The sequence below is a fragment of the Klebsiella sp. 10-1 genome (genome assembly GCF_009758445.1).
Taxonomy (GTDB): Bacteria; Pseudomonadota; Gammaproteobacteria; order Enterobacterales; family Enterobacteriaceae; genus Klebsiella; species Klebsiella scottii.
In genome coordinates this window covers 23006-46936 of the sequence record NZ_WQRE01000011.1, presented here as the reverse complement: position 1 = coordinate 46936, position 23931 = coordinate 23006, and the positions used below count along the sequence as shown (strand labels likewise).

General features: G+C 54.2%; 31 protein-coding genes and 1 pseudogene. 2 read left to right on the top strand and 30 right to left on the bottom strand.

All coding sequences use genetic code 11. From position 1 onward, the window contains the following. Positions 1–30: 30 nt before the first annotated feature. The 12 genes from traC to traM all read right to left on the bottom strand — a co-directional run bounded on the left by traC (position 31) and on the right by traM (position 9670). The gene (gene traC / locus GO007_RS26155) at positions 31–2646 is read right to left on the bottom strand and encodes a type IV secretion system protein TraC (RefSeq protein ID WP_095105057.1); all 2616 of its coding nucleotides are present in this window, start codon (positions 2644–2646) and stop codon (positions 31–33) included. Between the two features lie 2 nt (positions 2647–2648). Next, positions 2649–3236 (bottom strand): type IV conjugative transfer system lipoprotein TraV, encoded by a 588-nt coding sequence (gene traV / locus GO007_RS26150; protein ID WP_095105055.1) that lies wholly within the window; start codon positions 3234–3236, stop codon positions 2649–2651. Between the two features lie 75 nt (positions 3237–3311). Beyond that, positions 3312–3557, bottom strand: coding sequence for a hypothetical protein (locus tag GO007_RS26145; protein ID WP_095105054.1), 246 nt, complete (start codon positions 3555–3557; stop codon positions 3312–3314). Positions 3558–3583: 26 nt separating this feature from the next. After that, positions 3584–3964 carry a hypothetical protein gene (locus tag GO007_RS26140; protein WP_058655883.1) on the bottom strand — a complete coding sequence of 127 codons (381 nt, stop codon included), beginning with the start codon at positions 3962–3964 and terminating at the stop codon, positions 3584–3586. Further along, complete coding sequence (locus GO007_RS26135) at positions 3961–5319, bottom strand: TrbI/VirB10 family protein (RefSeq protein WP_095105053.1); 1359 nt, start codon at positions 5317–5319, stop codon at positions 3961–3963. Before GO007_RS26135 ends, GO007_RS26140 begins: the two co-directional genes overlap by 4 nt. Further along, complete coding sequence (gene traK / locus GO007_RS26130) at positions 5312–6088, bottom strand: type-F conjugative transfer system secretin TraK (RefSeq protein ID WP_095105051.1); 777 nt, start codon at positions 6086–6088, stop codon at positions 5312–5314. Before traK ends, GO007_RS26135 begins: the two co-directional genes overlap by 8 nt. Continuing rightward, complete coding sequence (traE, locus tag GO007_RS26125) at positions 6072–6641, bottom strand: type IV conjugative transfer system protein TraE (RefSeq protein WP_095105050.1); 570 nt, start codon at positions 6639–6641, stop codon at positions 6072–6074. Before traE ends, traK begins: the two co-directional genes overlap by 17 nt. Before the next feature lie 18 nt (positions 6642–6659). Next, positions 6660–6938, bottom strand: a complete 279-nt coding sequence (gene traL / locus GO007_RS26120) for a type IV conjugative transfer system protein TraL (protein WP_230979153.1) — start codon at positions 6936–6938, stop codon at positions 6660–6662. 46 nt (positions 6939–6984) lie between these two features. Beyond that, positions 6985–7389 carry a type IV conjugative transfer system pilin TraA gene (locus GO007_RS26115; RefSeq protein ID WP_095105049.1) on the bottom strand — a complete coding sequence of 135 codons (405 nt, stop codon included), beginning with the start codon at positions 7387–7389 and terminating at the stop codon, positions 6985–6987. Positions 7390–7694: 305 nt separating this feature from the next. After that, complete coding sequence (locus tag GO007_RS26110; protein WP_095105047.1) at positions 7695–7898, bottom strand: TraY domain-containing protein; 204 nt, start codon at positions 7896–7898, stop codon at positions 7695–7697. A gap of 417 nt (positions 7899–8315) precedes the next feature. Beyond that, a complete protein-coding gene (locus GO007_RS26105) occupies positions 8316–9056 on the bottom strand; it encodes a helix-turn-helix transcriptional regulator (RefSeq protein WP_157349390.1) in 741 nt (246 codons plus the stop codon). 233 nt (positions 9057–9289) lie between these two features. Beyond that, on the bottom strand, positions 9290–9670 hold the full coding sequence (gene traM, locus GO007_RS26100) for a conjugal transfer relaxosome DNA-binding protein TraM (protein WP_072269103.1): 381 nt from the start codon (positions 9668–9670) through the stop codon (positions 9290–9292). 465 nt (positions 9671–10135) lie between these two features. Between traM and GO007_RS26095 the strand changes: the two genes are divergently transcribed. After that, entirely contained in the window at positions 10136–10609 is a 474-nt protein-coding gene (locus GO007_RS26095; protein WP_058655889.1) for a transglycosylase SLT domain-containing protein, read from the top strand. Between the two features lie 46 nt (positions 10610–10655). Here the strand turns inward: GO007_RS26095 and GO007_RS26090 are convergent. The 16 genes and pseudogenes from GO007_RS26090 to GO007_RS26015 all read right to left on the bottom strand — a co-directional run bounded on the left by GO007_RS26090 (position 10656) and on the right by GO007_RS26015 (position 22010). Then, positions 10656–11186: pseudogene (locus GO007_RS26090) on the bottom strand (antirestriction protein). A gap of 626 nt (positions 11187–11812) precedes the next feature. After that, the gene (locus GO007_RS26085; protein WP_370525606.1) at positions 11813–12529 is read right to left on the bottom strand and encodes an N-6 DNA methylase; all 717 of its coding nucleotides are present in this window, start codon (positions 12527–12529) and stop codon (positions 11813–11815) included. 156 nt (positions 12530–12685) lie between these two features. Then, entirely contained in the window at positions 12686–12949 is a 264-nt protein-coding gene (locus GO007_RS26080; protein ID WP_095105043.1) for a hypothetical protein, read from the bottom strand. Positions 12950–13034: 85 nt separating this feature from the next. Next, on the bottom strand, positions 13035–13379 hold the full coding sequence (locus GO007_RS26075; RefSeq protein ID WP_095105042.1) for a hypothetical protein: 345 nt from the start codon (positions 13377–13379) through the stop codon (positions 13035–13037). 46 nt (positions 13380–13425) lie between these two features. Continuing rightward, complete coding sequence (locus tag GO007_RS26070) at positions 13426–13713, bottom strand: hypothetical protein (RefSeq protein ID WP_095105041.1); 288 nt, start codon at positions 13711–13713, stop codon at positions 13426–13428. 53 nt (positions 13714–13766) lie between these two features. Then, positions 13767–14141 (bottom strand): hypothetical protein, encoded by a 375-nt coding sequence (locus GO007_RS26065; RefSeq protein WP_095105040.1) that lies wholly within the window; start codon positions 14139–14141, stop codon positions 13767–13769. Positions 14142–14563: 422 nt separating this feature from the next. After that, on the bottom strand, positions 14564–15097 hold the full coding sequence (gene psiB / locus GO007_RS26060) for a conjugation system SOS inhibitor PsiB (RefSeq protein ID WP_223261836.1): 534 nt from the start codon (positions 15095–15097) through the stop codon (positions 14564–14566). 3 nt (positions 15098–15100) lie between these two features. Further along, on the bottom strand, positions 15101–15424 hold the full coding sequence (locus tag GO007_RS29000) for a theronine dehydrogenase (protein ID WP_095105038.1): 324 nt from the start codon (positions 15422–15424) through the stop codon (positions 15101–15103). After that, positions 15421–16149, bottom strand: coding sequence for a plasmid SOS inhibition protein A (locus GO007_RS26055; protein WP_095105037.1), 729 nt, complete (start codon positions 16147–16149; stop codon positions 15421–15423). The genes GO007_RS29000 and GO007_RS26055 overlap by 4 nt, the downstream gene beginning before the upstream one ends. Next, a complete protein-coding gene (gene psiB / locus GO007_RS26050; protein ID WP_095105035.1) occupies positions 16146–16577 on the bottom strand; it encodes a conjugation system SOS inhibitor PsiB in 432 nt (143 codons plus the stop codon). The genes GO007_RS26055 and psiB (GO007_RS26050) overlap by 4 nt, the downstream gene beginning before the upstream one ends. A gap of 49 nt (positions 16578–16626) precedes the next feature. Then, complete coding sequence (locus GO007_RS26045; protein WP_095105033.1) at positions 16627–18636, bottom strand: ParB/RepB/Spo0J family partition protein; 2010 nt, start codon at positions 18634–18636, stop codon at positions 16627–16629. A gap of 73 nt (positions 18637–18709) precedes the next feature. Continuing rightward, positions 18710–18940: a DUF905 domain-containing protein gene (locus GO007_RS26040; RefSeq protein WP_047359683.1), complete on the bottom strand. Its 231-nt coding sequence runs from the start codon at positions 18938–18940 to the stop codon at positions 18710–18712. A 790-nt stretch (positions 18941–19730) separates the two neighbouring features. After that, entirely contained in the window at positions 19731–20237 is a 507-nt protein-coding gene (locus tag GO007_RS26035; RefSeq protein ID WP_095105031.1) for an antirestriction protein ArdA, read from the bottom strand. Between the two features lie 401 nt (positions 20238–20638). Further along, positions 20639–21055 carry a DUF1380 family protein gene (locus GO007_RS26025; protein ID WP_095105030.1) on the bottom strand — a complete coding sequence of 139 codons (417 nt, stop codon included), beginning with the start codon at positions 21053–21055 and terminating at the stop codon, positions 20639–20641. 56 nt (positions 21056–21111) lie between these two features. After that, positions 21112–21333 carry a hypothetical protein gene (locus tag GO007_RS26020; RefSeq protein WP_061278937.1) on the bottom strand — a complete coding sequence of 74 codons (222 nt, stop codon included), beginning with the start codon at positions 21331–21333 and terminating at the stop codon, positions 21112–21114. Then, the gene (locus GO007_RS26015) at positions 21333–22010 is read right to left on the bottom strand and encodes a DNA methylase (protein WP_095105028.1); all 678 of its coding nucleotides are present in this window, start codon (positions 22008–22010) and stop codon (positions 21333–21335) included. The genes GO007_RS26020 and GO007_RS26015 overlap by 1 nt, the downstream gene beginning before the upstream one ends. 390 nt (positions 22011–22400) lie before the next feature. Here GO007_RS26015 and GO007_RS26010 point away from each other — a divergent pair, with 390 nt between their 5' ends. Continuing rightward, positions 22401–22709: a hypothetical protein gene (locus GO007_RS26010; protein ID WP_095105026.1), complete on the top strand. Its 309-nt coding sequence runs from the start codon at positions 22401–22403 to the stop codon at positions 22707–22709. Between the two features lie 32 nt (positions 22710–22741). On the opposite strand, the gene GO007_RS26005 is transcribed toward GO007_RS26010, so the two are convergent. Together GO007_RS26005 and GO007_RS26000 are read right to left on the bottom strand one after the other, a co-directional pair. Beyond that, positions 22742–22972: a plasmid partition protein ParG gene (locus tag GO007_RS26005; protein ID WP_017694173.1), complete on the bottom strand. Its 231-nt coding sequence runs from the start codon at positions 22970–22972 to the stop codon at positions 22742–22744. Between the two features lie 52 nt (positions 22973–23024). After that, a complete protein-coding gene (locus GO007_RS26000) occupies positions 23025–23645 on the bottom strand; it encodes a ParA family protein (RefSeq protein WP_095105024.1) in 621 nt (206 codons plus the stop codon). Positions 23646–23931 lie beyond the last annotated feature (286 nt).

Genomic DNA, 23931 nt, shown 5'->3' with positions numbered 1-23931 from the left:
ACGGTTGTAATTCAGGGGACTTCGGTTGATTCACGACTGTATCTGCCATTGTTCCAGCACCTCCATTTCCTTAGCGTATTTTTTACGGGCCAGTAACCAGAGCGCTTCATGGACGGTTTTTCCTTCCTTCAGGCACTGTTCACGAAACTCAAAATCATCGCCGTCGGACGAGAACATCACCCGACTCAGCGGGTCGAGTATCAGACGGTGATACGAGATCTGTCCGGCCACGCGCAGCATAAAGGCGCTGAAGTGCGCATCTTTGGCCGAGGGGAAACCCTCAATGATGGTCTGCTCCGATGGGCTGAACTGCCCCTCGTTCTTCTGGTTGTACTTGCGGAAGGCTTCCCGGTTCTGACGCAGGATGATTTTGAACGACGAGTTGGACCAGGCGGCCTTCGCCGCGATGCTGGCCTTGTCGCCATCAAAGTCTTCAATCCCCTGGGTGATGGTGATATAAGCACCGCCATACTTACGCGCGGTGCGGTAGCCGTTCTCGATGAAGTCACCGATAAAGCCGTTTTCGCTCGCCAGCAGCTTCCAGGCCTCATCGATGATGGCCGCCTTACGCTCACTACGGGGTGACAGGAACATCCGCTGCTCGACATAAATCATCATCGAGAACATGATGGCCGCCAGCAGGTCAGGTTTGTTTTTGAGTCGCCCCATCTCCAGCACGCAGAAACGGACATTGTCATCAAGCGCCGGTTCCGGACTGTTGAAGTATTCGCCGTAGATACCGCCGGTGGTGTACTTGTGCAGCGACACCACCATCTCTTCCATCATGTTGCGCACCGTGGTGGCATCTTTATATTTCGGCAGGACAGTCCAGGCATTCAGCAGGTCGGATACATCATCAATGAGCACTGCATTCCCCTTCCGTCCGGAAGGCGCTTTACCCTCCCATACCGCCTGTACCGCGTTGAGCAGAATAGACTTGGCGGTATCATCGACTTTGCCTGACGGGCTGGAGAGGACCAGCAGCAGGTCGCGGATACTCTCCGCCGATTCCACAATATTGACGATACCGGCAAAGGGGTTGAATTTGAGGTCAGTGGCATCGACGTAGACCCCACCGACGTTGGCGCACAGGGCCTTGTACGAATCCCCCATATCGAACACCCAGGCCCGCCCTCCACTGTCGAGGATGTGCCGGATGATGGTCTGCATCAGGAAAGACTTCCCGCCCCCGGAGGTGCCACACACCCCGAGGTTATAGTTGTCATTACCCAGTCCTGACTTGCTGTCGAACAGGTCCAGATACGAGAGCTGGTTACGGTACGACGGAATGGGCACGCCCTTCGGGCAGATACGGTTGTCCGCCACCACCGGCAACAGATTAGCGACATTGAACGACTCTGCCCGGAGCGTCGCACCGCTGCGGCGCATATCGCTCCATAACCCTTCCGGCATCATGAACGGAAACAGCGACAGCCAGTTACGCAGCTGCATAAAAGTGGGCGAACACAGTGAAATGCCGTTGGCGCGGAAGGTGTTTTGTAGCGCCAGTTCGCACATCAGGGCCTTATCATTATCATCCTCGCAGAACAGCGTGACGCCCAGGCTGTAGCGCGCCAGCGCCGACTGCCCGGTAGACAGTCGCTCGCGCAATCCATCCCACTCACGGGCGGCCTTTTTAACCCCCGGCACCCACTTACCGAACGGTGAGTTTGCCCGCTTATCGTTGGTGGCGAACTTTCGTACCGCTTCGTTCTGACTCTTCGCCTGAACATCCAGTTCTGTCGTCAGCGTGATAGCAAAGGGGCTCGGCACCGTCGACGTCGGGTCCAGCAGATTACTGAGGTTGTTCCCGCCCTGCCACAGCGCAAACTTCACCGGGTTCTTCTCCGGCATGTAGCTCATGATGCGGGTTTTCACCCGACCACCTTCCGCAGAGGACTGACTCTGGTGCAGACAATCCGGCGTCACCTTCAGGTTGATGGATCGGGCGACGCACTGGGCATTCAGCTCTTCATACGGGTCCACCTCATCAGACGGCGGCGTGATGCGATCATGGCGGAAATTCACAATTTCACGGACCAGCCCGACCAGGCCCCGGTCATCCAGCACCTCAGAGTGCAGGTTTGCGGCAAACAGCGACTGCTGCACGATACTCAGCGTCTGCCCCAGCGAGGCGAACAATTCATCAACATCACGACGCAACGGCTCGGCGTAGCTGATAAAAAGGCGATAGTTACGCAGTGACAGCGGGAAGCCTTTGTTGTTGGGCAGTCCGTACAGGGCACCGTGTTCATAGAACGCGCGGGTGATATGGTCAAAGCGCGTTGCCTGCTCCCCCTGCCAGGCCATATCCGACAGACCGTTATCCAGCAGATGGCTGACACACTTGCTTCCGAGGAGGAGCACACTCAGCGGCTGTTCGCGGGGGAGTTTGTTACGCAGGAAGTTGTCCAGGGCCTCCACGATACCGTCGTTAGCCCCAATCAGCGGCGTACATTCGAGGATAAAACCCATGGTGTTCTGGTTTACAAACAGGCCGCTGTCTTTATCGTAATGCTGGTACGGCAGCACGCTGACCAGAGAAGGGTAGTCCATATCGTCCAGCGCCTCTCCGGCCTTCGCGGCACCATCCTTCCGCTGCCAGTCGGTCATCAGGCGACGGAACAGTTCATCATGCAGGGCCATATTCAGCTCCCGGCCCAGTGATCAGGCTTCACCACGAAAGACACTACCGACGGTTGATGCATAACATCATCCCGGTCAATCCAGCCTGCAATCCACAGTCGTGCCGTGGTCGGATTGACCCGTACAGGCTGACTGACCCCGGTGTCGGCATAGCGCCGGGCTTCAGTGACAGGTGATGGTGTCGGCAAGACTGGAGAGACTGCCGGCCGGTGGGAAGGTACTGCCGGGCCTCCCACATCCGGACGAACCGGGCGCGACGCGGGCAGCAGCAGGCTCCCCGTCGTCGTTCTTACTGATCGCGTACCCGCATCACGGGTGGCCGCCTGAATACCGGTCAGCGGTGAAGGTGAGACCGGAACCGGTGCCAGGCGCGGCAGGGTCTCAGCAGCCGCGTCCGTCTTTCCCGCATCACCATCAAAGCCGGACATCGCAGAGGAAGACGACGTACGTCCTGCCGCCTGCTGGTTAGCCTGCTCCATGGTGATGCAGCGGTCATGGGCCACGGTATTACAGTCAAAGTCAGAGTTCATTCCGGCACAGCCGGAGAGCAGGCCAGCGCCTGCCAGTAAAGGCATAATGAATTTATTCATGATTTATCCTGAGAGAAAGAAATTCAGCGGGTGAAGATTTTTATGGCCGCCAGTGCGCCGAAGAGGTGGCGCTTATCACTCACCAGAGCGCCCCTCACCGGGACGGCGAAGCACATCATTCATGACGCGAGCACAGAGGTCTGTTTTACCGCCACCGGTACGCCCGACAACTATCGTATGGTCTCGTTGAGGCCCATCCGGCAGGTGGAATGGGTGAGCAGGCTGGCTCAGCGTGATAAACGTCGTGCAGTTATCCAGAATGTGTTGCGCCAGCTCCGGGGAAGACAACAAAGCCAGAGGATGGCGTTGTGGTTTACGCATACAAACTCCTGAATGGGGAAGAAAAATTAACGACGCGGGTTGAACGGAATGCGGGTACGGTCAGCGTTAGCGGGACGTACCCAAATAAAATGAACAAGCGTCACCCACAAACAGAACAGCGGCAGGACCGAGCTCAGTACCGTGATGCACTGCCACTGCCAGAGAACCACCACCTCATGAACCACCGTCAGCAGACCCGGGATCGTTGATGCCACCCGTCCCGGCATCTGTTCGAGATAAAACAACAGTAACCCGCCGTAGACCGTAAAAAGGAGAATGCAGCCCATCACCCACCACAGCAGGCAGCGGACAGCCAGCGCTATTAAGTGCAATGCAGCTCCGGGGCCAGTGTAGTGATATTGCATCGCCCGCCATCCCTCTCTGATATCTGTCCATAACGTTTTCATCGCATCGATTCCTGCATTCCTGCCTGTATCTGGTCCTTCATGGCACCCACGGAGTCCCCGAGATTGAGGTTACGCAGCGCTTCTTTGGTGATGGTGATACCGTTGCCGGTCGCTTTTTCCTGAGAAGATACCGTGGGCTTCTTCTCCTTCTTCACGTCGGCATACTGCAGCTGGAATCCTTCCTGGAAGACCACTGAAACCTGAACGCGGGCCCCCACAGGAATAACCGGGTGGTATTGCTCGGCACGTTTGATGAAGTAATCCGAAAGGGTTTTGCCTGCCTGAGACGTGCCGCCGCCGAGACCGGCGCGGGCAACATCGCCACCGCTGACGGTATTCGCCGCCCCCAGACCGACACTGGTTGAACCCACATTTGAGATAGCACTGCCCATCGCATCGATGGCCCCGCCTGCAAAGGCGTAGCCGATAATCTTGCCGTTGCGGATAACCGGCTCAGCCCGGATACCATTTTTACCCATAAAGGAAACATGGCCCTTGAAGGGCTGGTCGATAACATGGCCATGGATGCGGCAGGACAGACGGTCGGTGCGCAGCAGGGCACGTTCGCTGGAAATATCGCCATAGGCCGCCGCCGTGACAAAGCAGCCCCGCAGGTCGTATTCCCCGTCATTCGGCAAAATCATCTTACCGGTCAGGCGGAACAGCATGGGTGATGACGCGCTTTCCCCTGTCACTGAGGCGTTGGCATCCGCCCCCTCAATCACCGTCGCCCCGGCAAAACTCCCCGACGGAATATACGGCAGCGCTGGCGCATCATCCTTTTTTTCGCCGTAATCGATACTCATGGTGGACAGCCCCTGATTGAGCTGTGGGGAGATATTCACCGTCGTCTGATTGCCGGGAACGCCGGGATAAAAGGCGGTCGGCGGAGGTACCGCCCCCGAACCACCACCGACAGGCAGGGTGCCGGCTGGCACTCCCGGACCCGGTGTGGCATTACCGCTGCCGCTTTCCCCCGCCTGGTTCATGGCATCAATCTGCGTCTGCAACAGTTTGATATCATCATCCTGTGACTGAATTTTGTCCCGGTAGGCTTTGTTTTCACTGGCGAGCTTATTGAGCTGATTCTCGAAGCTGGCCAGCTTTTTATCGGCTTGATTCGCGGTATGCTGCAGGTCAGCCACCGCCGTATCGCTGACTTTTTTACCGAAGGTACTGGAGGTCACCGCGCCGGTCATATCCGGTACCGGTTTTTTTGCCTGGCTCTTACCGGGGGACACCTTTGATGGTGCACCGATATACCAGGCGACACCGCCGATAGCGCTTAATCCCAGCGCCACGGCGATCAGCACCGCCATCTGCTTGCGACGGGTCAGCACGTTAATGTTAGCCATTAGCCTGCCCCTCCCCGTCGTTGCTGACCGTGACCCACACTTGCGTATCGGTACCGGGCATCAGCGTGGTACTGAACGGAAACACCATCACTGCACGTACGCCAGGTGCCTGAAACAGTCGTTCTGGTATAGCCAGCACACTGGCACCACGATTACGCACCGTCAGGCGATAGAGCCGAAGCCCACCACCACTCCACATTTGTTGAGGCGTCACCGACAACCAGCCCGGCAGGGAAAATGTCGGTACCGCCACGACAGGAGCTTCAGTAAACCCTTTCGGTACGCCGCCGCTCAGTACTGCCTGCTGAACAGAGATCAGGGTGCGCACATACGGCTGCGACTGCTCCCAGCGCCGCGCATCATCATGCTGTACCGGACGGCTGGAGATAAACTGCAGCACCCGGCCATCCCGTTTCTGCGGGACACCAATAACAGAAACGGTCAGCCCTCCTTCCGTGCGGACATAGAAGGTGAACGGGGTAGTCTGGGCGGTCATCAGCTGCACACCGCCGTTAGCCTGCCCCAGCGCCTTGTTGTCATTAAGAAACATCCCCTGCGCACTGTCCACGGCGATAATCTTATCGCCGGGCACAACCAGCAGATTCGGGTTGGTATTGCTGAGCGCAACCCGGACCTGGCTGTCCGGCGAAACGGGGATTTTTACTGGTAACATCGCCACCGGCTCTGCCAGCGCAGCGCCGCTCAGACAGAGCAGACTGACCAGCAATGCCAGACGGTGCCTGCCATACCTGTTATTTTTTCTTTTCATCCACCTGCTCCCTGAAATCCTGAATGGTGGTAATACCCCGGTGATAGCGCAGTGCCATCCGGATAATTTTGTCTTCCGGCAGCTGCTTACGATTGCCTATCCACTGCTGTACCGTTCCGTGAATATCGACGATCCCCGAAGCCGGGTAGGTGTCGAAACCGGACAGGTAAAAGGCCGTGGTGACGTTATTGTCGATAACGCGCTGCGCTTCGCTGGCCAAAACTTCCTGCATGGCAGGACGCTCTTCGTTATCAAAGAAGCGCAGCAGCGCTTTGTGATTGGCTTTCACCGATTCCGGCGACACGTTGTAGCGCAGGAAGACCAGCGATTCGGCAGTTTGCTCCAGATAGTTCGCATCCATCCGGTTGCGCGTCAGTGTGAACGGGGTATCAAACCCCATCGGGATATAGGTCTCTTCACGGCTGTTAATCAGCGCATCGAGTCGCAACCAGGCCACCAGGTTGCCGGCAAGACTCAGACCAAAGAACACCAGAAGCAGCAGAAAGATGAGTGATGTGTAGCGGGCCGACAGGCGCTTTGCCTTCAGGTCCATGGGAATACCTCCTGGTCATCAACGCAGCCACAGCCGGAATGACGAATCGGGAATGACTTTGTACATGCCTTTGAAGAGTGAAGACGGGAGGTACCAGTAACAGGCGTTAAGCAGCCAGTCGGTCCCTCTCCCCTTTTTGAAATACTTCAGACAGAACCAGAGCAGAACGGCAATGACCAGACCGGTAACGTACTTACCGGTATAAAAGCCCCATCCCATCGGTGCGAACAGGGCTATTGTCTCATCCATCGGTAGTCCGATGGGCCGTGTCTGCTCTGTCAGTGTCTGAGGAAACATGAAGCGCGAAGCGCGTTCCTCATCCATTGACTAGTCTCCGTGCCGATCAGCCCCCGGAGCGGGCAGAAATGATGGAGAAGATGATTTTGGTAATCACGATAAACACCGGGATAAGCAGGAAGGTCGCCGGGTTATGTGATTTGAGGTACAGCAGGAAGACCAGCACAACTTCCGCGATCATGAAGTAGTACATCATGGTGGAGTCTTCACCAAAGGTATCCGTCGCATCCTGTTTGCCGGCCGCCGTCAGGTCTTCGGCATGCGCCATACCGCGCGCCGCCAGAAATAATGCCAGCGGCATTGCCACATACTTAAACAGCGCCTTCGCGGTACGGTTATTCACCAGCGACGGCACCGCTTTCACGGCAGACACCATGCGTGAGAGCAGCCCATTTTTATTCCCCTTGCAGACAACGTCCGCCCCCTGATTTATCACTGAAATATCAGCCATATTATTTCCTTTAATTAACGATTAAGTTGTTCGGGCAGATACGCCCCCGCGACGCCCGCAAGGCAGAAGCCGCGGGGGATTATCTGTACAAACGTCTTCAGACACGCTACCGCCCCAGGGTGTCACACCTGTCGTGGGGGGAAACTCGCCCGACGGATTTTGGGCAAAGGGATGCCCGCCGTTTTATCGGTGAAGAAAAAACGGATAAGACAAAACAAAAAAAACTGAAATCAGACCGTTGGCGTCAGTCCGACTTAATGGTGGGGAATATCGATAATGCAGGTCGGATGATATTTCCCATAAGACTATTTATTACTTTCCCAGTAACACACTTGTATTTCAGGGATATTCTTAAGACTGTCATGCAATCGCAACATAGCTTCAACTTGTCGGGATCGCTTGCCCTTTTTAGCAGCGGCAGAAAGAAGTTCACTGGCTTCTGCCGTAAGGATCACTTTTACTCTCCGGGTTTGGGGTGCCCCTGATGAAATTGATGCTGGTTTAGTCATAAACAGTATCCATATAAATATTGGATAAAATTGTTTCATGAACGGAAAACTCGTCACACCGGACAGGTGTCTGGTGTATAAATACACACATTGACAACATAAGTTGTTGTAATTAAATAAGTTCATTAAAAAATAGCTATGTTTAACGTGACTTTAATCGAGCAAAACATTGATGCAAATCAACAACAATTGAAATATACACATTTTTCGACTCGACTACCGATTAGAAAAGTGACACTCCCTGGCCAACTTAACAGTTGGCAGGGAATAAACATTCCTAATCACTAAAATGTCCTGTAAATGCTTTTTATAAGGGATGTCGAAAGGGGAATAAATTTAATAGACAAAACCATTAACAATAACGAAGAACCTTTTAATAAAAATAATAAAAGGAAGGCTAATACCTTCCTTTTCAATCTAATCAATCTTCAATAAAAATGGCTCAGATGAATACCTGTCAGGTACAAATCTTATCCACCCATAAAATTTAGCCACCCTCAGAAGTCCAATTTTATTAACTACCTGGAGGTTCATATAAACATTATCAATTCGAGATTCAATAGTTGATTTATTAAAATTCAAAATTACAGCAATATCTCTTATTGTATAACCGCAAATAAGCAACCACGCCACATCCCATTCATCCTGAGAAACGAGAGTAAGTGGAGTGACCTTCCTGAAGTTGCTTAGTTGAACATCAGAATTATTAATTTTCATATCTGTAAAAAGGTATGGAATCCATTCATTTATAGAATCATATGAAGCCACATCAATTACATTAACAAACGTATATTCCAATCCGCTACAATACATTTTATTCATTTTAAGGATAAACGCATTGCAACCATCGGAATCACGAAGGTAACCACAGGTGTAAATCAGCATCTCTTTATTTTGTAATATGGCCTGCTTTTCAAAAGCGCGCATAGCCAAGTCCCCCTGACCAGAAGGGAAAAGAGCATTCTGCATTGAAGAAAGATTCGTCGCTGTAACATTCAGGAGCGAAAATCGGGAACAAAAAGCAAAACTAGCATCAACTAAATGATGGTTTGCATCTTTTATGTACCACATCTCACAGGAATTTTTGCAGAAGTGATAAAAATCCCGATAAAACGCTTGAGATCTGACATTCAGATCCATACGATCGTGCGTAGCCATAACCATACTCTCCTAAGTTGGTTTTTGGTTAGCTCATGCAGGGGGCGCTATCCCCCTGTGTGAGCGATTTCTTATTGTCTACAACATAACCTTATGTTGTATTTAAAATATACCACAAAAAGATATACTTACAAAACTAATTCATCATATATATTGCATGGTTTTTCTGAAAATAGAAAAGTAGCAATCATCCCATACCACTATTGTTAGCTGGCTTCCTTAACCAGAAAATTCTACTCTCTGTTGAGTACCTTTTTGACCCGTAAATCTGTTTTCTCTTTTAGAGAGTCGATCAATTTATCATAATTGTTACGACTATCAGATTTTATATCCTGCAAAGAAAACATCAGCGCCAGTATCTCCTGTGATGCCATTCTTGATTTTACAACCTCTTCAAAAAGAGAGCTTTGAAATACATCCTCACCAGCTTCTGCATCTGATGCCTTCTTATTTTTTGCATTGAGGTACACACGCATTCCCAGTTCCAGCATTTCGGAACAGACACTGGAGATATTGGCATCAGAAGCTGTCGCTCCCTCTTCCCTTCTCATATCGACGATTTGTCGGATACCATCAATTGTTTTTTGCTTCATATAAACATTCTGCCGTGGCATAACTTTATTACCCTCTTGTCCTTACAGCACCATGCCGGCACTGTAAAAAAACTACGCCAATTAAAACACAGCACCACAACAGTGCCAAATAGCAAAAATCAGGCACTACAATGCCACACATTAAGCGGCACCGCAATGTGTGGCACTCAAAGTAATTGCATGATTATTCTCATTTAGCACTACATTAGCCACAATAAAGCCACAAACAGGCGACATTACGGCACTATGGCAGTGCCCTTCTGTGCGATAAAACACTAACTTGCATTCATAATCCAAGCGTAAATACATGATTTAACTAGATAATCCTGCAAAATGAAATTTTGCGTGGGGTGTGAGACAGAAACTACCGGAGAAGCATATTAGCACAGGCATCCATAGAGTAATTCTTGGCCATATTTGGCTTGCCTGAGATCAGGTAATAATGCGATCATCAGGGCATCTAAAACACATCACAGGGAAATAATAGTGAGGAATCTACTTCTGGCAGCATTACTACTGATAGCCGCTCAGAATGCTAATGCAGATTGTTTTGATATGGCGGGCAGAGATTATCATATAGATCCAGATCTACTTCGGGCAATCTCCTGGAATGAATCGAACTTCCGCACAGACGTTAAAGGCTACAATCCTGTGTCGGGCTTTGGCTCCGGACTTATGCAGGTGGACTCCCAGCACTTTAACGAACTGGCTCGTTATGGAATCAAACCGGAGCACCTTATTTCCGATCCGTGTATGAATATCTACACCGGGGCTTACTATCTTGCAATTGCATTCAAAAAGTGGGGAGTCAGCTGGCAGGCCGTGGGCGCTTATAATGCAGGTTTCAGGAAAACAGAAGAACAGGCGCAGAGAAGATATGTCTATGCCAGAAAAATTGAGGCAACATATCGGGCGATAAAGAATAATAAAAATGCAGCGCAGACTTTTGCAAAACAGTAAAAAGACCTCAACAGGAGGTCTTTTTATTCATCCAGTATTTATGTCGTCAATCAATAGCCCGATAAATTAAATCTGCTTCAGGGTGTTTTATGATACTGATGTAGTCTTTCAGTGCATCCTGACGAGCGACGAGGTGTTTACAGACTTTCGAATATTCAGGCCCCATATCTGCAACCTGCCAGGACAACCAGTTCATGATCATCAGGGTCGCAATAATTCCGGCAGCATCGGCACTGACCTCTGCTTCAAATTAATTACCGGGAAAAACCATGTTATAGCGCTGTTCACCTTCCGGTGCGATATATCCGGTTTGCGTCGTGGTGAATCTGACACAGTTCGGAGCAATGTTTCCTCCGGTGCCCTGCGGAATAATCCAGTAATTCCAGAAACCGCCATCATAATCTGAATGCTGACGTAACCAGCTGGCAATCATGTTATCAGCAGAAGGCGTAAAAAAGAGCGCAGGAATAAAATCCAGACGTTCATCACCATCTGTAACAGAGTAGCGCTGGCGTTCATCGATCTTAAATTGTTCGGCTGATTCACGAGTGGCGGTTTTGACGTTTAATGTGTGCATTCTGGTTTTCTCCTCATTGGGTTATTACATCGTTCGACTTCATCACTGAGCGGCGAAGGGCAATGAGCAGCTGACAGGAAGGAAATAAAGGGGCGCGCAGCGTTTATATACCCCTTTATTTCCTTCCTGGCTGATGCTAAAAGCAGCCCTCCGCGAACTGATGAAATCGGGCGATAGTCACACCAGGAGAATGCACACATCCCGTAACGGAAAATCGGCGTAAGACGAATTACCGTTACGGGCTTCAGAGTGGAGGTAATTTATTACCGCCACGGTGAAAGCGGCGCATCCATTCTGGATTCAGCAAGCGTGAATTTGAATTTGCGTCAGGATGGACGCCCGAAGGGCGGAGACGGTTTACCGGCTTCGTTCACGACAGCCGTGTCCCTTCAGGGACGACGCCCGGAAAAGGAAGGATAATATCCATATCAGCGGCAGAATAATAAAGACCATCGCCAGCAGGAGAATGAAGAATAGTAATCAGCTAACCAAAAGACAGGAACTTCAGACAACCTCGCGCCGGAATAACGCAGGCAGCGCGTCAGCGCAGCCTGCTTATTCTGCGCCGCAGGCGCGCGGTCCTTGATGCCACGAAAGGCAGGGTATTCCCCTGCCCTTCAGGCTGGCTATGCGGCTTTATTCAGCCCGCGCAAAAATTCGCGCATGGCACTGATACGGCGCTGATCGTCCAGCCGCTTACCAAAGTTGTTGATGTAGTACACAGGCGTATACCGCACCCTGTTTAACTTCATCGTCAGCGTATTGCCCGTGACCACCTCGGCAGGAATACCCAGCAGGGAAAGCTGAATAAACGCCATATCAGCCGCAACAGGATCAATATCGATGCAGCTTCCGAACATATGTTCAGACGGGTTATAGCCCGCCTCCAGCAGATATTCTGCATACGCCACAATCATTCCCGCCGCACCGCTTGCCGGATCGCTTACGGTAACGAATCCCTCACGGCGTATCGTTTCGTCGACGTCCGGCATCAGCAGCCTCGCCAGCAGTGACTGGACGTGATACGGCGTGAAATACTGCCCGTTCCGGTCGTCGCCCAGCTCAAGCTCCATGAAGATCGCGCCGAGAAAGTCGTGAAATTTTGCCTCCAGCGCGCAGACCATCAGGCAGAAAAGCGTATGCAGATTGCTGATATCGCTCTCGCCGTACTTCGCGCAGATTTCACGGCTCTGCTCAATATTCTCCGGCGTTCTTATCCGCGCCATATCCAGCTCGCTGGCGGCCAGCGTGATAAAGTCGCTGAACACCTCCCAGCGGCGCAGGCTGCGGGCGGTATCCCTGAACACGCTGATAAACTGGCGGCGGGCCTGGTCGATTGTCATCATCCGGTGCGGTATCGGCTGCGCATTCACTTTGGGCAAGACGGGTTTAGCGGGTGTTAAGGGTGCGGCTTCTCTCGCCTGATCAAAGAAGCGGGCAAAACTGAGTTGAGACATATTTCCTCCTTAAATGCCGCCCCGTAAGGAGCGGCTCCTCCGTCAGCTAAATGCCCGCTTCAGTTCGAGCGTGCGTAACACCTGCCCCCACTCACTCCCGCGCATGGCAGGAATACGAACGGCGCGCCCCTTCTTCCGGCAGTGCGCTATGTGACGGCCCAGCGCCCGCATTTCGGCGCTGATGTCGTCACGGTCGATATCACTGCGTTTAATACGCACCTGTTTTTTTACGGGTGCGTTTTCCGCCTCAAGCATCTGGACATACAGGGCGGTCGGTGTAACAATCGAAACTTCACTGAATTGCATGGGTTTGTTCCTTTTGGTGAAGGCCGGATTTATCGTTGAAGGCGAATAAATCCGGCGGGTTAAGGCAGGCGAAAGCCTGCTTTTCTCATTTCTGGCGCTGCACTCCCTCCTTAACGCGTGCCAGAATCTCCGCGTGGTCAAGGTTGCTGTAGTCACGCATGCGGTAATAACGGATACCGATCCGCGCGTAGATTTCGGTCACATTGCCGCAGACCATTTCCGCCAGCATGAAGGTTTCACACTCGCCGTTCTCACTGCTGCGCCAGTTCATCGGGTACATCACCCCCAGCGCATCATGGAAGGCGTGAACGTCGATTTCGACGGGCGCGGTCAGATATGACTTTTCGCGGCTCAGCCAGTACGCGCGTTCGGCCTCACTGGTCGCGTAAATACCTGCTTCGGCACTGGATTCGGTCAGATTTAAGTGCATGGTTTATCTCCTTCTGGTTAATGGCGTTGATATTTCGCCGTGGTGGTTATTCGTCGAACGTGATGCCGGAAAAATGCGCCATCAGGTGCAGCATGTCGGCAATCCCGTCGACTTTCTGCTGAATGGCTGGCGTGGCTTTCAGGATGCGCGTGACAGCGGTTCTGAGTTCGCCCATATAGCGGTTTGCAGACTCGCCCAGCGCCGTTTTGTCCGTATTGCTCTGGTACTTCATCAGGACTTTACTGACGTGGTTTTGCAGGGTATCAAGCTCGCTGAGCGCGCTTTTCTCCCATGCGTCGAAGCTGAACGTACTGTTCGTGTTGCTGTTGCTCATCATGTTTCTCCGGTGTGACTGGCGGCATCCCCTGCCGCCAGCCGGTTAAGTAATCAGTAATCCGCCGCCAGCTCGATCATCAGGTCAGCACATTCACCATCGGCACGTTCTTCTTCCGCAGTCGTCAGCATGTAACCCCGTTTCGCTGCCGCCCCCATAAACACAGGACGGTCTTTCAGTGGCAGTTCTGCCAGGTAATGCATAGCCATACCCAGCAGACGGGACTCATAAATCTCGTAGTGCAGGCCACACCCCCGGTTAGCCTGTATTTCCATACGGGCCAGCACCACGTCCGCGCGAATAACATCGAACGGGTTACGGGAATGGATATTGCGCACAAAGCCATCAGTACGCAGGAACGAGGTTTTCACCCATCTTTCGGTAGATTCTTTGGTGGCGGTTTTGACGTTGACGTTTTGTGTGTTCATCCTGCTTTTCCTCCTGTCTGGTGGTTAATCCATCTCTCGGTGAGTTCCCTGGCGGCAAAGGGCAAAGGAGCAACGGCGGGGCGGCAGGAGAAGGGCGGAGACAAAAGTTTTTGCGATCCTTCGCAAAAAGTTTTGGCGGAGTGCATTTCACCCTTCGGATGACGACACGGCGGTGCTACGACAAGCCCTCCGCCCGGGGACTTAACGGGAGAGGGCTCGCCAGAGGTACGGGGAGAGGATGAACACACCCGACACGGCGGAACGACGGGGCGTCAGAGGACTGTCGGCAGTTTTACCGCCGACAGGGTGAAGCGGCGCGTCCGTTTACGGACGCAGCAAGCGCAGGGGTTGACATTGCGTCAGGATGGATGCCCGGAGGGCGGAGACGGTTTACCGGCTCCGTTCACGACAGCCGTGTCCCGTCAGGGACGACGCCCGGATATTGCCGTAACGGTGATGCCAGCCAGTTCATTAGCCAGCCCCGCCAGCGTGTACCGTTTTTTATCCAGCACATCAGTCCGCAGCAGCAGGCTGTTTATCAGAAAGGTATCCAGTACCGGCATTCTGAGCAGACATTTAATCCGCTGTCCGCTGGCTGACTGAAGCAACAGCATCCAGTGGTCACAGACTTCGCCGGGGCTGGTCAGCATGAACCAGTGTCTGCCATGCGGTGGAACATACCGCAGGCTAACGGGCCATACGCCACCGTATTCAGTGTGATTCTCGGGTGAAACCACCCAGCCCTCCGGCAAAACCAACTCCCGCAGCACGGCCTGCGTCAGCACCTTACGAGAAGACCAGCCATCAGAGCGAAACTGCTCATAATCCTCCGGCGTCATGGCAATCAGCGCCGATAATGTCAGTCCTTTATTCAGAATCAGCCTCCTTTTATGGCTGCAGACTACTACTGCTCTCCGGCCCCTGCAGACCCGAAGATTTGAAGGAGATAATAACAAAACTCACCGGTGAGACTTTCCTCGATAATAGTCCGGTCGCGCCGCAAGTTCCCGCCCGATGAGTTCATCAGCAAACAGCGGTGCTATTCGGTTAACACGACGAGCCAGATTCCTGCGACGGGTTGCCGCCTTTCGCTCGTCGCTCCAGCGCCTGATCGGCCGTTCATACAGAAAATCAACGCATACAGCATATCCGGCTCCAGCCACCCACAGTGACATCACGGACTCAGGGGCGGGCTTCCCTGCCTCCACCACTTCTGACGCCAGTTCAGGTTCACCGGGACAGGGACCGGGACGCTTCCAGCGCAGCGAGTAACGCCACTTCATACCTGACTCCGCGCTGTCAGCTTGTTGGGTACCATCCAGCGCTCCAGCTGCCGGACAGATCCCGGACTTTCCCTTGCCAGCGCATTCGTTTCAGCCATCACCGTCCAGAAAGGCTGACTCTCCATCGTCCAGCGCTCCATTGGCTCCAGTGACGGGAAACGCTCGCTCCAGCGCCAGAACATCTCTTCCAGGTCGTACTGGCGCAGTTCAGTCCCCGACCAGCGTGCGCTCCAGCTGCTGACCGTTTCCGGCGTATGGAATGCCAGCTCAATCTCCGCCTGCCCCGCCAGCGCCTGGTACGCCTGCTCACGCTGGCACCGTTCTTTGTGACGCTGTCGGGTGTATTTTTCATCCCGCAGGGCGTCCTGACAGCGAACCCGCTCGGTCTGCTGAAAGGCCACCTCCGGAAAGAGGCGCTGACCCGCACCAACGGGAAGCGGCAGCCAGCAACGCGTCCCGCGACTTTCAATCAGCGCATCGATGGCACTGAGCCAGCTGTCCCTGCTGCCCCGCAGCTCCCGCGCCGTCAGCACCGGCGCAAAATGATGGATTTCCCTGATAGTGATGCGCGTGCTGCCCGTGAGCCGCCGGAAAAAGGCGCTGGCATAGGGATACACCGTGGACACCGCGCCGCGCGACCGCCGGCGTTCAACCTCCGCGATGGCCTCCATCGCGGCGCGTCGCTCAGGGCTGAAGGGAACCAGTGACAGGTTTGCAGGTATCATGCCGCGCCCTCCGCTGCCAGAATACTGATGATGCTGGCCTGACTGTATCCGTCCGCATCGAGACGCGCCGTCAGGCTGACGGTGTGGCTGACAAGCTCCGGCTGGTAGACGCTCAGGGTACGAATGACGGAGAACGGGCGACCGCTGGCGGGAACGAACACCACCATCCACGCCAGACTGATGGCACCCGGACTGCACACGGCAATATGGTAGTTGCCGTGCGGGGGCGTAAAGCGCACCTGCACGGGGAAGAAGCCACCGAACTCGCTGCGGTACTCGCCGTTTACATCCCAGTTCTCAGGGCAGGACAGGTCACGCATAACGGCGTGGGTCAGTTCGCGGCGAAAGTCTTCGCCGCTGTCCCGCCAGTCCTCAAACTCATCACAGGACATCGTTTTCAGTACATCGGGGGTAAGAATAGTGCGCATGGATATCTCCTTATTGCCGCCCTGTTCACACAAGGGCGGCTCTCCGTTATCAGGCGGCGTGTGCCGTGTTGGTGGTGTCGTTGTCAGTGCTGTCGGTATCGGAAACCGCGTCGTCAGCACCGGATTCAGCCGCTGGCTCTGGTCCTTTCAGCCATGCCGGAACCCAGCGGGTGTGCTGCATAAAGTGCTCCGCATGCGCTGCTGCATCGCCCTTCTTCATCTTCTCCGCATCACCCGCCGCGCCCGTCAGCCCCGCCTCTTTCAGGGAGGCCACAATCTGCGGATGTTTCAGGCTGCCGAAGTAGTTGTCCTTCGTCGGCTGCCACCAGTCGCGCAGGTGGAAGCCGATTGCCGCCTCGACCGTATCGAGGGTACTGCGGGAGGTGTGCCCCATATCGCGGGTCTGTACCCCGTCAACGGAACAGGCCGTGCAGAAGGCCATCAGCGACATCAACACCCCGCCGTCAAGGGCAAAGAAGGTGGTGAAGTCCTTCTCCCACCCTTCCGGCAGCAGGGCTTTCAGCCTTGCCTGTTCGGTCATCAGGATGTTAAACGCTGCACCATCCTTACCGGACGGGGCGTTCTCCGTCAGGCTGCCGTGAGACACGGTGAGGCTGATACGGAACGGATGCGTCGTGGTCAGACAGCCCGAGAAGACGCAGATACACATGCGCCAGACCATCAGCGCCACCGCCTTTTCGGGCTGCTGCATCAGCGCTGCCTGGACTGCCAGCGTACGCTCGGAGGTCATTTTCGTGAGCAGCGGAACGCTGATCCCCTCTGCGGCGTCGGGCTGGCGCGAGGTGAACGGCACCGTTACGCTGCTGGTTTCGGTTTTTTCCGGCATATCCGCTTTCAGGCGCACACCGCGCTGGACGTACACCTGCCCTTCGTACAGGCTGACCATCACCCCCGCGCCTGACTTCATGTCGTCAGTCCACGCGCTGACTTCTGCCGCCGCCTGAATGGCGAGGATGTCCGCTTCGATCGCATCCGACTCGTCGCAAACGCTGTCATATGTGTCGTACTGCTCCCGCAGCGCATCAAGACGCTGCTGTTGTTCAGGGGTGTACACCGGATCGGGTTCAACAGGCTGAACGAACTCTTTACCGTCTTCGCCGTGGTACCAGATGCGGGCTGCGCGTCCGCGACTCCATGCCCAGCCCTCACGCTGCTGAATGTCCTGCGCGATACGTTCCAGCTTCTCCTGCACCAGACGCTCAACCAGCACGCTGTCTGCCGTGCCGTCGCCCTCTTCCTGGCTGAACAGATCTTCACGGACGTAACCTCCCGCCGCCTCGTACGCTTCGCGCCCGATAAACCGGAATTTGGTGTTGTCGGTGCGCATCTCGGTGTCGGTAATGGCGCGTTTAATCAGGTGTGCGGGCGCGTTCGACCAGCTGGCCTTCACGCTTTCAAATACCTCAACCTGACGGGCAGGATCGTCCTCGAGACAGAGCGCCTGACACTGCTCAACGGTCAGTTCGTCCTGTGCGAGCTTATCCATCAGGGACGGGGCGAGGTTTGCCAGCTTCAGCATGCGCTGCACGTGGCGGGAGCCGAAGCCGAGGGCGTCGCCAATCTGCGCGGGGGTTTTGCCCTGCTCTGCCAGCGTACGGAAACCTGCGATTTGCTCGGCGGGATGCATGGCGGCGCGCTGCTCGTTCTCAGCAATGGAGGCAAGGGCAGCAATGTCGTCTGAGACGCGTTTCACCATGACGGTATGATCGGCCGCAAGACGGTCTTCCTGCGCCAGCAGATTCAGGGCAGTCAGTCGGCGGCCACCTGCGGCCACGCCGGATTGTCCGTCCACGAGGGTGTGAACAATCAGGTTCTGCAGCAGTCCGAGCGCCTCGATGGAGTCAGCCAGACCGCGAACGCTGTCCACGGAATACGGGATGGTGCGCACGTTCAGCGGGGATTTAGCGAGACTGGACAGCGGAACATACTCGATGACAGCGGCCTCAAGGGCGGCTTTCAGGGCTTCTTCCTGCGCTTTCGTGATTTTTTTGCTGCTCGCTTTTTTGGGTGCTTTTGCTTTAACATCGGTTACTGACATAGTTGATACTCCTGTGGGATATTAATGATTGTCCGGCCCTGCGGAGTTCGCGCTCCGGCAGGGCACCTCTTTCTTACTGCGGCTTGCGGATACCGTAGTCCGCGATATAACGGTTGAGCCAGTACGTGCCGCCCGGCTCAAAGTTCCACGTGCGCCAGACCATTTCACCGTCCTTACGGACAACCAGACGAAAATGCGAACCCTGATCGTCCTCTATCGCCACGTTGGTGTACTGTGACGCAACGGCCTCAGCCTGTTCGCGGGTAAAGGTGTCGTCGGGTAAAACCGCCAGCGCCTCGCTCATGTTGCTCCTCCTTCTGAACCTGTTTTGCTTTTAAAAAACCCTCACCCGTTGAGTTGCCGGGGCCGCGGTTTTGACGTTTTGCGGGGACCTGCTGAACGCCCCCGCTGGTTGTTACCTTCACCCGTTTGAGAGCCGTTCGCCGCAGGGGCGTAAACCAGCGCGGGCGATGGCGGATGTCCGGGGCGCGGTTTACCGCGTGCCATTTACCCTGGACAGCTGACAGCGGCTGTGCTTGTCTCAGCCCCGGCGAAAGGACTCAAAAGGGTGAAAAAACCAGGCCAGGAATGAGCAGGAACCCGCCGCAACGACGGAACGCGCGGGCGCGAAACGGCGTTGCACCGAAGAGGCCCGGCAGCATTACCGCCGGGCTGGTGAGAGCGGCGCATCCGTAGACGGATGCCGCAAGCGTGATGTTAAACCTGCGACAGTGCGATGGAAGCCCGACAGGGCGGAGACGGTTTACCGGCTCCGTTCACGACAGCGCCGGTTCCCGTCAGGGAAGTCGCCCACAGGCAGACACAACAGGAAGAAAAACCGACAGGACAGCGATATCAGCCAGTACGCCATCGGTATGGCCACTATTGACAACGACAACGCAGAGATTATCAACAGAACAGGAATATCGCCGACCGGCTACAACACATCGATACTCATACTCTGACACCACCGGGACATCAGGCACTGGCGGAGATACGCGGCGCCGCAGGCGCGGCGTACTTCGCCGGCAGGCAGAGCCTGCCAGGGTTTTGCGCGCGGGCTGACAGGCGGCTAAACCGCCTGCCGGGGAAAATCAGTTACTGAAGACATAACCGTCATGGAACACATAGCCGCTGCTGAACAAATCCCGGGTATACGCCTCAAAATCGAAGTAGCTGCGCAGCGGCTCCGGCACCTCATTCAGCAGGCCGTTATCGTCAACCATCTCCTGCGCATAGTCTTCCTCACTTTCCGCCTCGCCGCGGTATGCATCATCAAACGCGTCATAGTCACACTCGCCGGTATACTCCGCCCAGGCGATAAACGCGGCTTCCCTGCCCTCTTCTTCGGCTCGTTTGTAAGCGGCGATAAAATCCCAGTCAATGGAGCTTTCAGAGACGAACTGCGACGGGATACCTTCCTGGTCCTGGAACATAAATTCGGCGTCCCATTCATCGGCATGCAGCGCCTGACAGGCCTCGTAAAAATCCTCCCTGCCGTCAAACTCCGTCAGATCAAACCATTTGCCGAAAATGCTGCCGCAGTTGTATTTGTGATACGTACCCACATAAACAGCCGGTGTGGTGGTCGTAGTGCGCATAAAAAATCCTCCATAGTCGATGTTGTCTGAGTTCCGGCTTACGCCGTGCCGACACGACAGCCCGACAGGGAGCGAAAAATGCAGGGGCGATGCATGAAGCCGCAGCGCCGGTAAACAGCGGAGAGGGTCTGGACGGTTAGCGAGCGAATATTGAGCGAGATAACGACGGGAAGAACCGCGACAGGCATTTAAACATACGGCGACCGGGTGAAAGCATCGACGTCAGTGAACCCTTGCATTTGCAGCGTTCGGGCTAGAGTAGAGGCACGGCGTAAGCCGCAGACCGCTCGGGACGTTACTCACCGCGAAGCCGGAACAGCGTGGAGGATGAGCCAGAAAAGCGGAGCGGCCGCGCGACATCCGAAGAAGAAAAAGCCGGAGGCTATCCCTCCGGCATCGCCTCACGCTGCCAGCAGCGCTTTCAGCACCTCCACGTCCGCCATTCCCTGACGGATACGCGCGGGTGTCGGCCCGCCCGCCTCCCATGCCAGCCCCTCCTGGTGAACCAGCTTGCGTTCTGCGTCATGCACCAGGCGCGAAAGCACCTGCGCCGGGACCATTACCTGCCGGTTAACCGCTTCACGATGGCGGGTCAGCAGATCGCACACCGACGCATCCGTGACGCCTTCCCGGCGATACACCTCCATGTCGCTGTTGCCGACCGTTTCCAGCAGGGCCGTAATCTCGTCGTCTGTTGGTCGCAGTTCCCGGCACGCGGAGTGAATCCCCTCCTCCGTCCAGACCAGCAGAGCCAGGGGTTCATCGTGGGTAAACATCCGCGCCAGTTCCTCACAAAGCGCTTGTCGGGTTCCATACATGGGTAATCTCCTCAAAATCGGGTAAGAAGGCCGGGCGGAACACCGCCCGGTCGCAGTCAGTCGTGAAAACAGTCGCTGAACGCCAGCACGCGCAGGTAAACGGTCAGATACTCCGCGTTGAGATTGCGCAGGAAATCAGCGGCCAGCGCATCAACCAGCGCGGGGCATCCGTCGTGATACTTTACTTCCAGCGCCCGGATATGCAGGCGCAGGTCGCTCATGGTGCTGGAAAGCGCGGCCAGGTCGTCACGCAGTTGTTCATGTCCCTGATAATTCATTACGCGGCCTCCGGCAGGTCGTCGTTAGCGGCCGGGTACTGCATGGCGCGCCGGACAGCGGCCAGACGCTGCTGCCCGGCCCGGTGGTACTGCTCCAGCAGTTCGATACCGATGTAGCGACGGCCAGACTGGAGGGCAGCCACGCAGGTGGAGCCACTGCCGGCAAACGGATCGAGCACAATCGCGCCGGGATGTGTGAAGGACTCAATCAGCGGTTGCAGGCTGGTTACAGGTTTTTCGGTCGGGTGGTGCCGGTTGCCGCTGTATTTCCAGCCCAGTACGTCCGGAAGCGGGTTTTGCGGCAGACGTGGACGGCCTTTTGCCAGGATATAGGCGCATTCATGGCGGTAGCCGACATAAGCCGATTTGGACGAGTACGTTTTGGTAAACACCAGGTGGCCGGCAACGCTGAATCCCGCATTTTTCCAGGCAGCCATAAAACGATCGACACGGTTCCAGCCGTAGAAACTCACCATCAGCGCGTCTTTTTTCAGTACGCGGTACATTTCATTACAGGCAGGTTGCAGCCATTCATCCGTTTTATCACCGGCAATGGTGCGGCCCTGACGGTCACGAAAACCAACGAGGTATGGCGGGTCAGTCAGTATGAAATCGACAGCCTTCTCAGGAATGCCAGTCATTACCTGCACACAGTCACCCAAAATCAGACGGGACATAATCATTCTCCTTATTCAAATGCGGCGCCAGTTACGCCGTGCCGATACGACAGCCGGGCGAAAAGCGGAGCAGACAAGGGCACCACCGCAAGCCGCAGCGCAGATAAAAGCAGACGCTGACTGGACGGTTTGACGGCGAAAATTGAGCCGGAGAACGACGGGAAGACAGAGGAAAATGCATTTTGAAATCACTGCGACCGGGTGAGGATGGTGGCGAAGCCTCCCTTTTCTGCACAGCGGCCCGGCTACAGTAGCGGCACGGCGTTCACAGCAGAGCGGTATGAATGAGGAGCGCAGCGACATCGTATTTTCATCGTTGCTGTCCACAATTTCGGTGGGCAATCCTGTGTATAAAATGAGGGTATTCCGCGCAGGTCGCTACCAGCACGGATGACAGCACGCCTGACAAAACGGTTATCTTTTAACCACACCACGCAGACTTCACTTTTCCTGGTGTGGTATGTTGATGCTGAATGTACGCAACCGGAGCGGAGAAAGATGGACAGAGAAATGCTGGCAGAGTGGCTGCGGGATATTGCCCAACATATAGAAGAGGAAAGTCCACTGATTCGTGATGTCAGTGTGGATGATGCCCTTTCTAATGAGGGGCTGGCCAGAAAGATCATCACCATCACGTTCAATGCGCCTGGTCGCGCCCCACAGCCTGAAGAGGACGCCAGCAGTATCCCTCGACACTGACAGTCCGATGTACATTACTGCTTAAATGGCGGTTATTCATTTTCTTTAAGCCAACCATCTACAAGTTGGTTGATGACATCCGTTATTGAAGTTCCATTTCGCACGCAGGCGGCTTTAAATCTGGTGTGTTTATCCTCATCAAAATTGACGTTAACACGCTTAACTTTTCCTGATAGGGCTGGCGCAGAAACCACCCTATCGAGGTCTCTGTTCTCACCGAATGTCATTTTTTTGCTACCACTATGGGCTTTTTCAAGTGCCATATATTTACTCCTATCATCAATTACTCATTTGAGTATATAAGTAAAAACACAATTACTCAAATATGCTAACTATCTCTTTTGTAAGGATTTCGACTTCACCTTTAGCCGCTCCATCACTAGACTCGAACACGCTGTCACCATCAAGAATCGATTTGACGTAAATCTGACGCTGGGTAATAGCCGTGCGGAACGATTTAACTCCAGTGTCCCTGATGCTTTCTTTTAGAACACTAAGCATGGTTGCCTGTTCGATTTTTCGGGTAATGAGAAAACGAGCTTCAACTTTCCGGCTATATGCCTGCGCTTCAAGGACAGTGACAACGCTTCCTGCTGCAGAAAAATCAAGCGGGCTGGGAGTAACCGGAATGATAACAAGATCGCTGACCATTACCGCAGCAGATGTAATAACGGAAAGCGAACCGGCACCATCAACGATGACAAAATCATATTCAGTAAGGTCTTTCCTAATGCCATATACATCTTTTTCAGAAGCGGCGGTAAACACATCAAATGCAGCCTTCCCAGATTTACTCCAGGTTGTCAGGCTCATCTGAGGATCTGTATCCACAACTGCGATGTTGTATCCCGCTCGAGCCATTGCAGTACTCACATTGATTACTGCCGTGGTTTTACCTGAACCGCCTTTAGGGTTAAGAAAAGAAATTACCTTCATACTCAAAAACTCCTTTGTGTATTTACTCAATTACTCTTCTGAGTTTTTGAGTTTACCACCTCAGTTAAATGAGTAAAAGCAAAAACACACATTTACACAAAGGCTCATATACTCAAAAACTCACGGAGTAAGTAAAAACTCAAATGAGTAAAAGAAAGACACGCATGACGGTATATCAAAATGTGAAGGGATAACCGATGTCACATTAGGGCATGCGTCAACAATACCGGGAGCTTCCTCTGCCTCCGCGCTAATGTGACCAGATATGTGAGGCCATAAAATACAT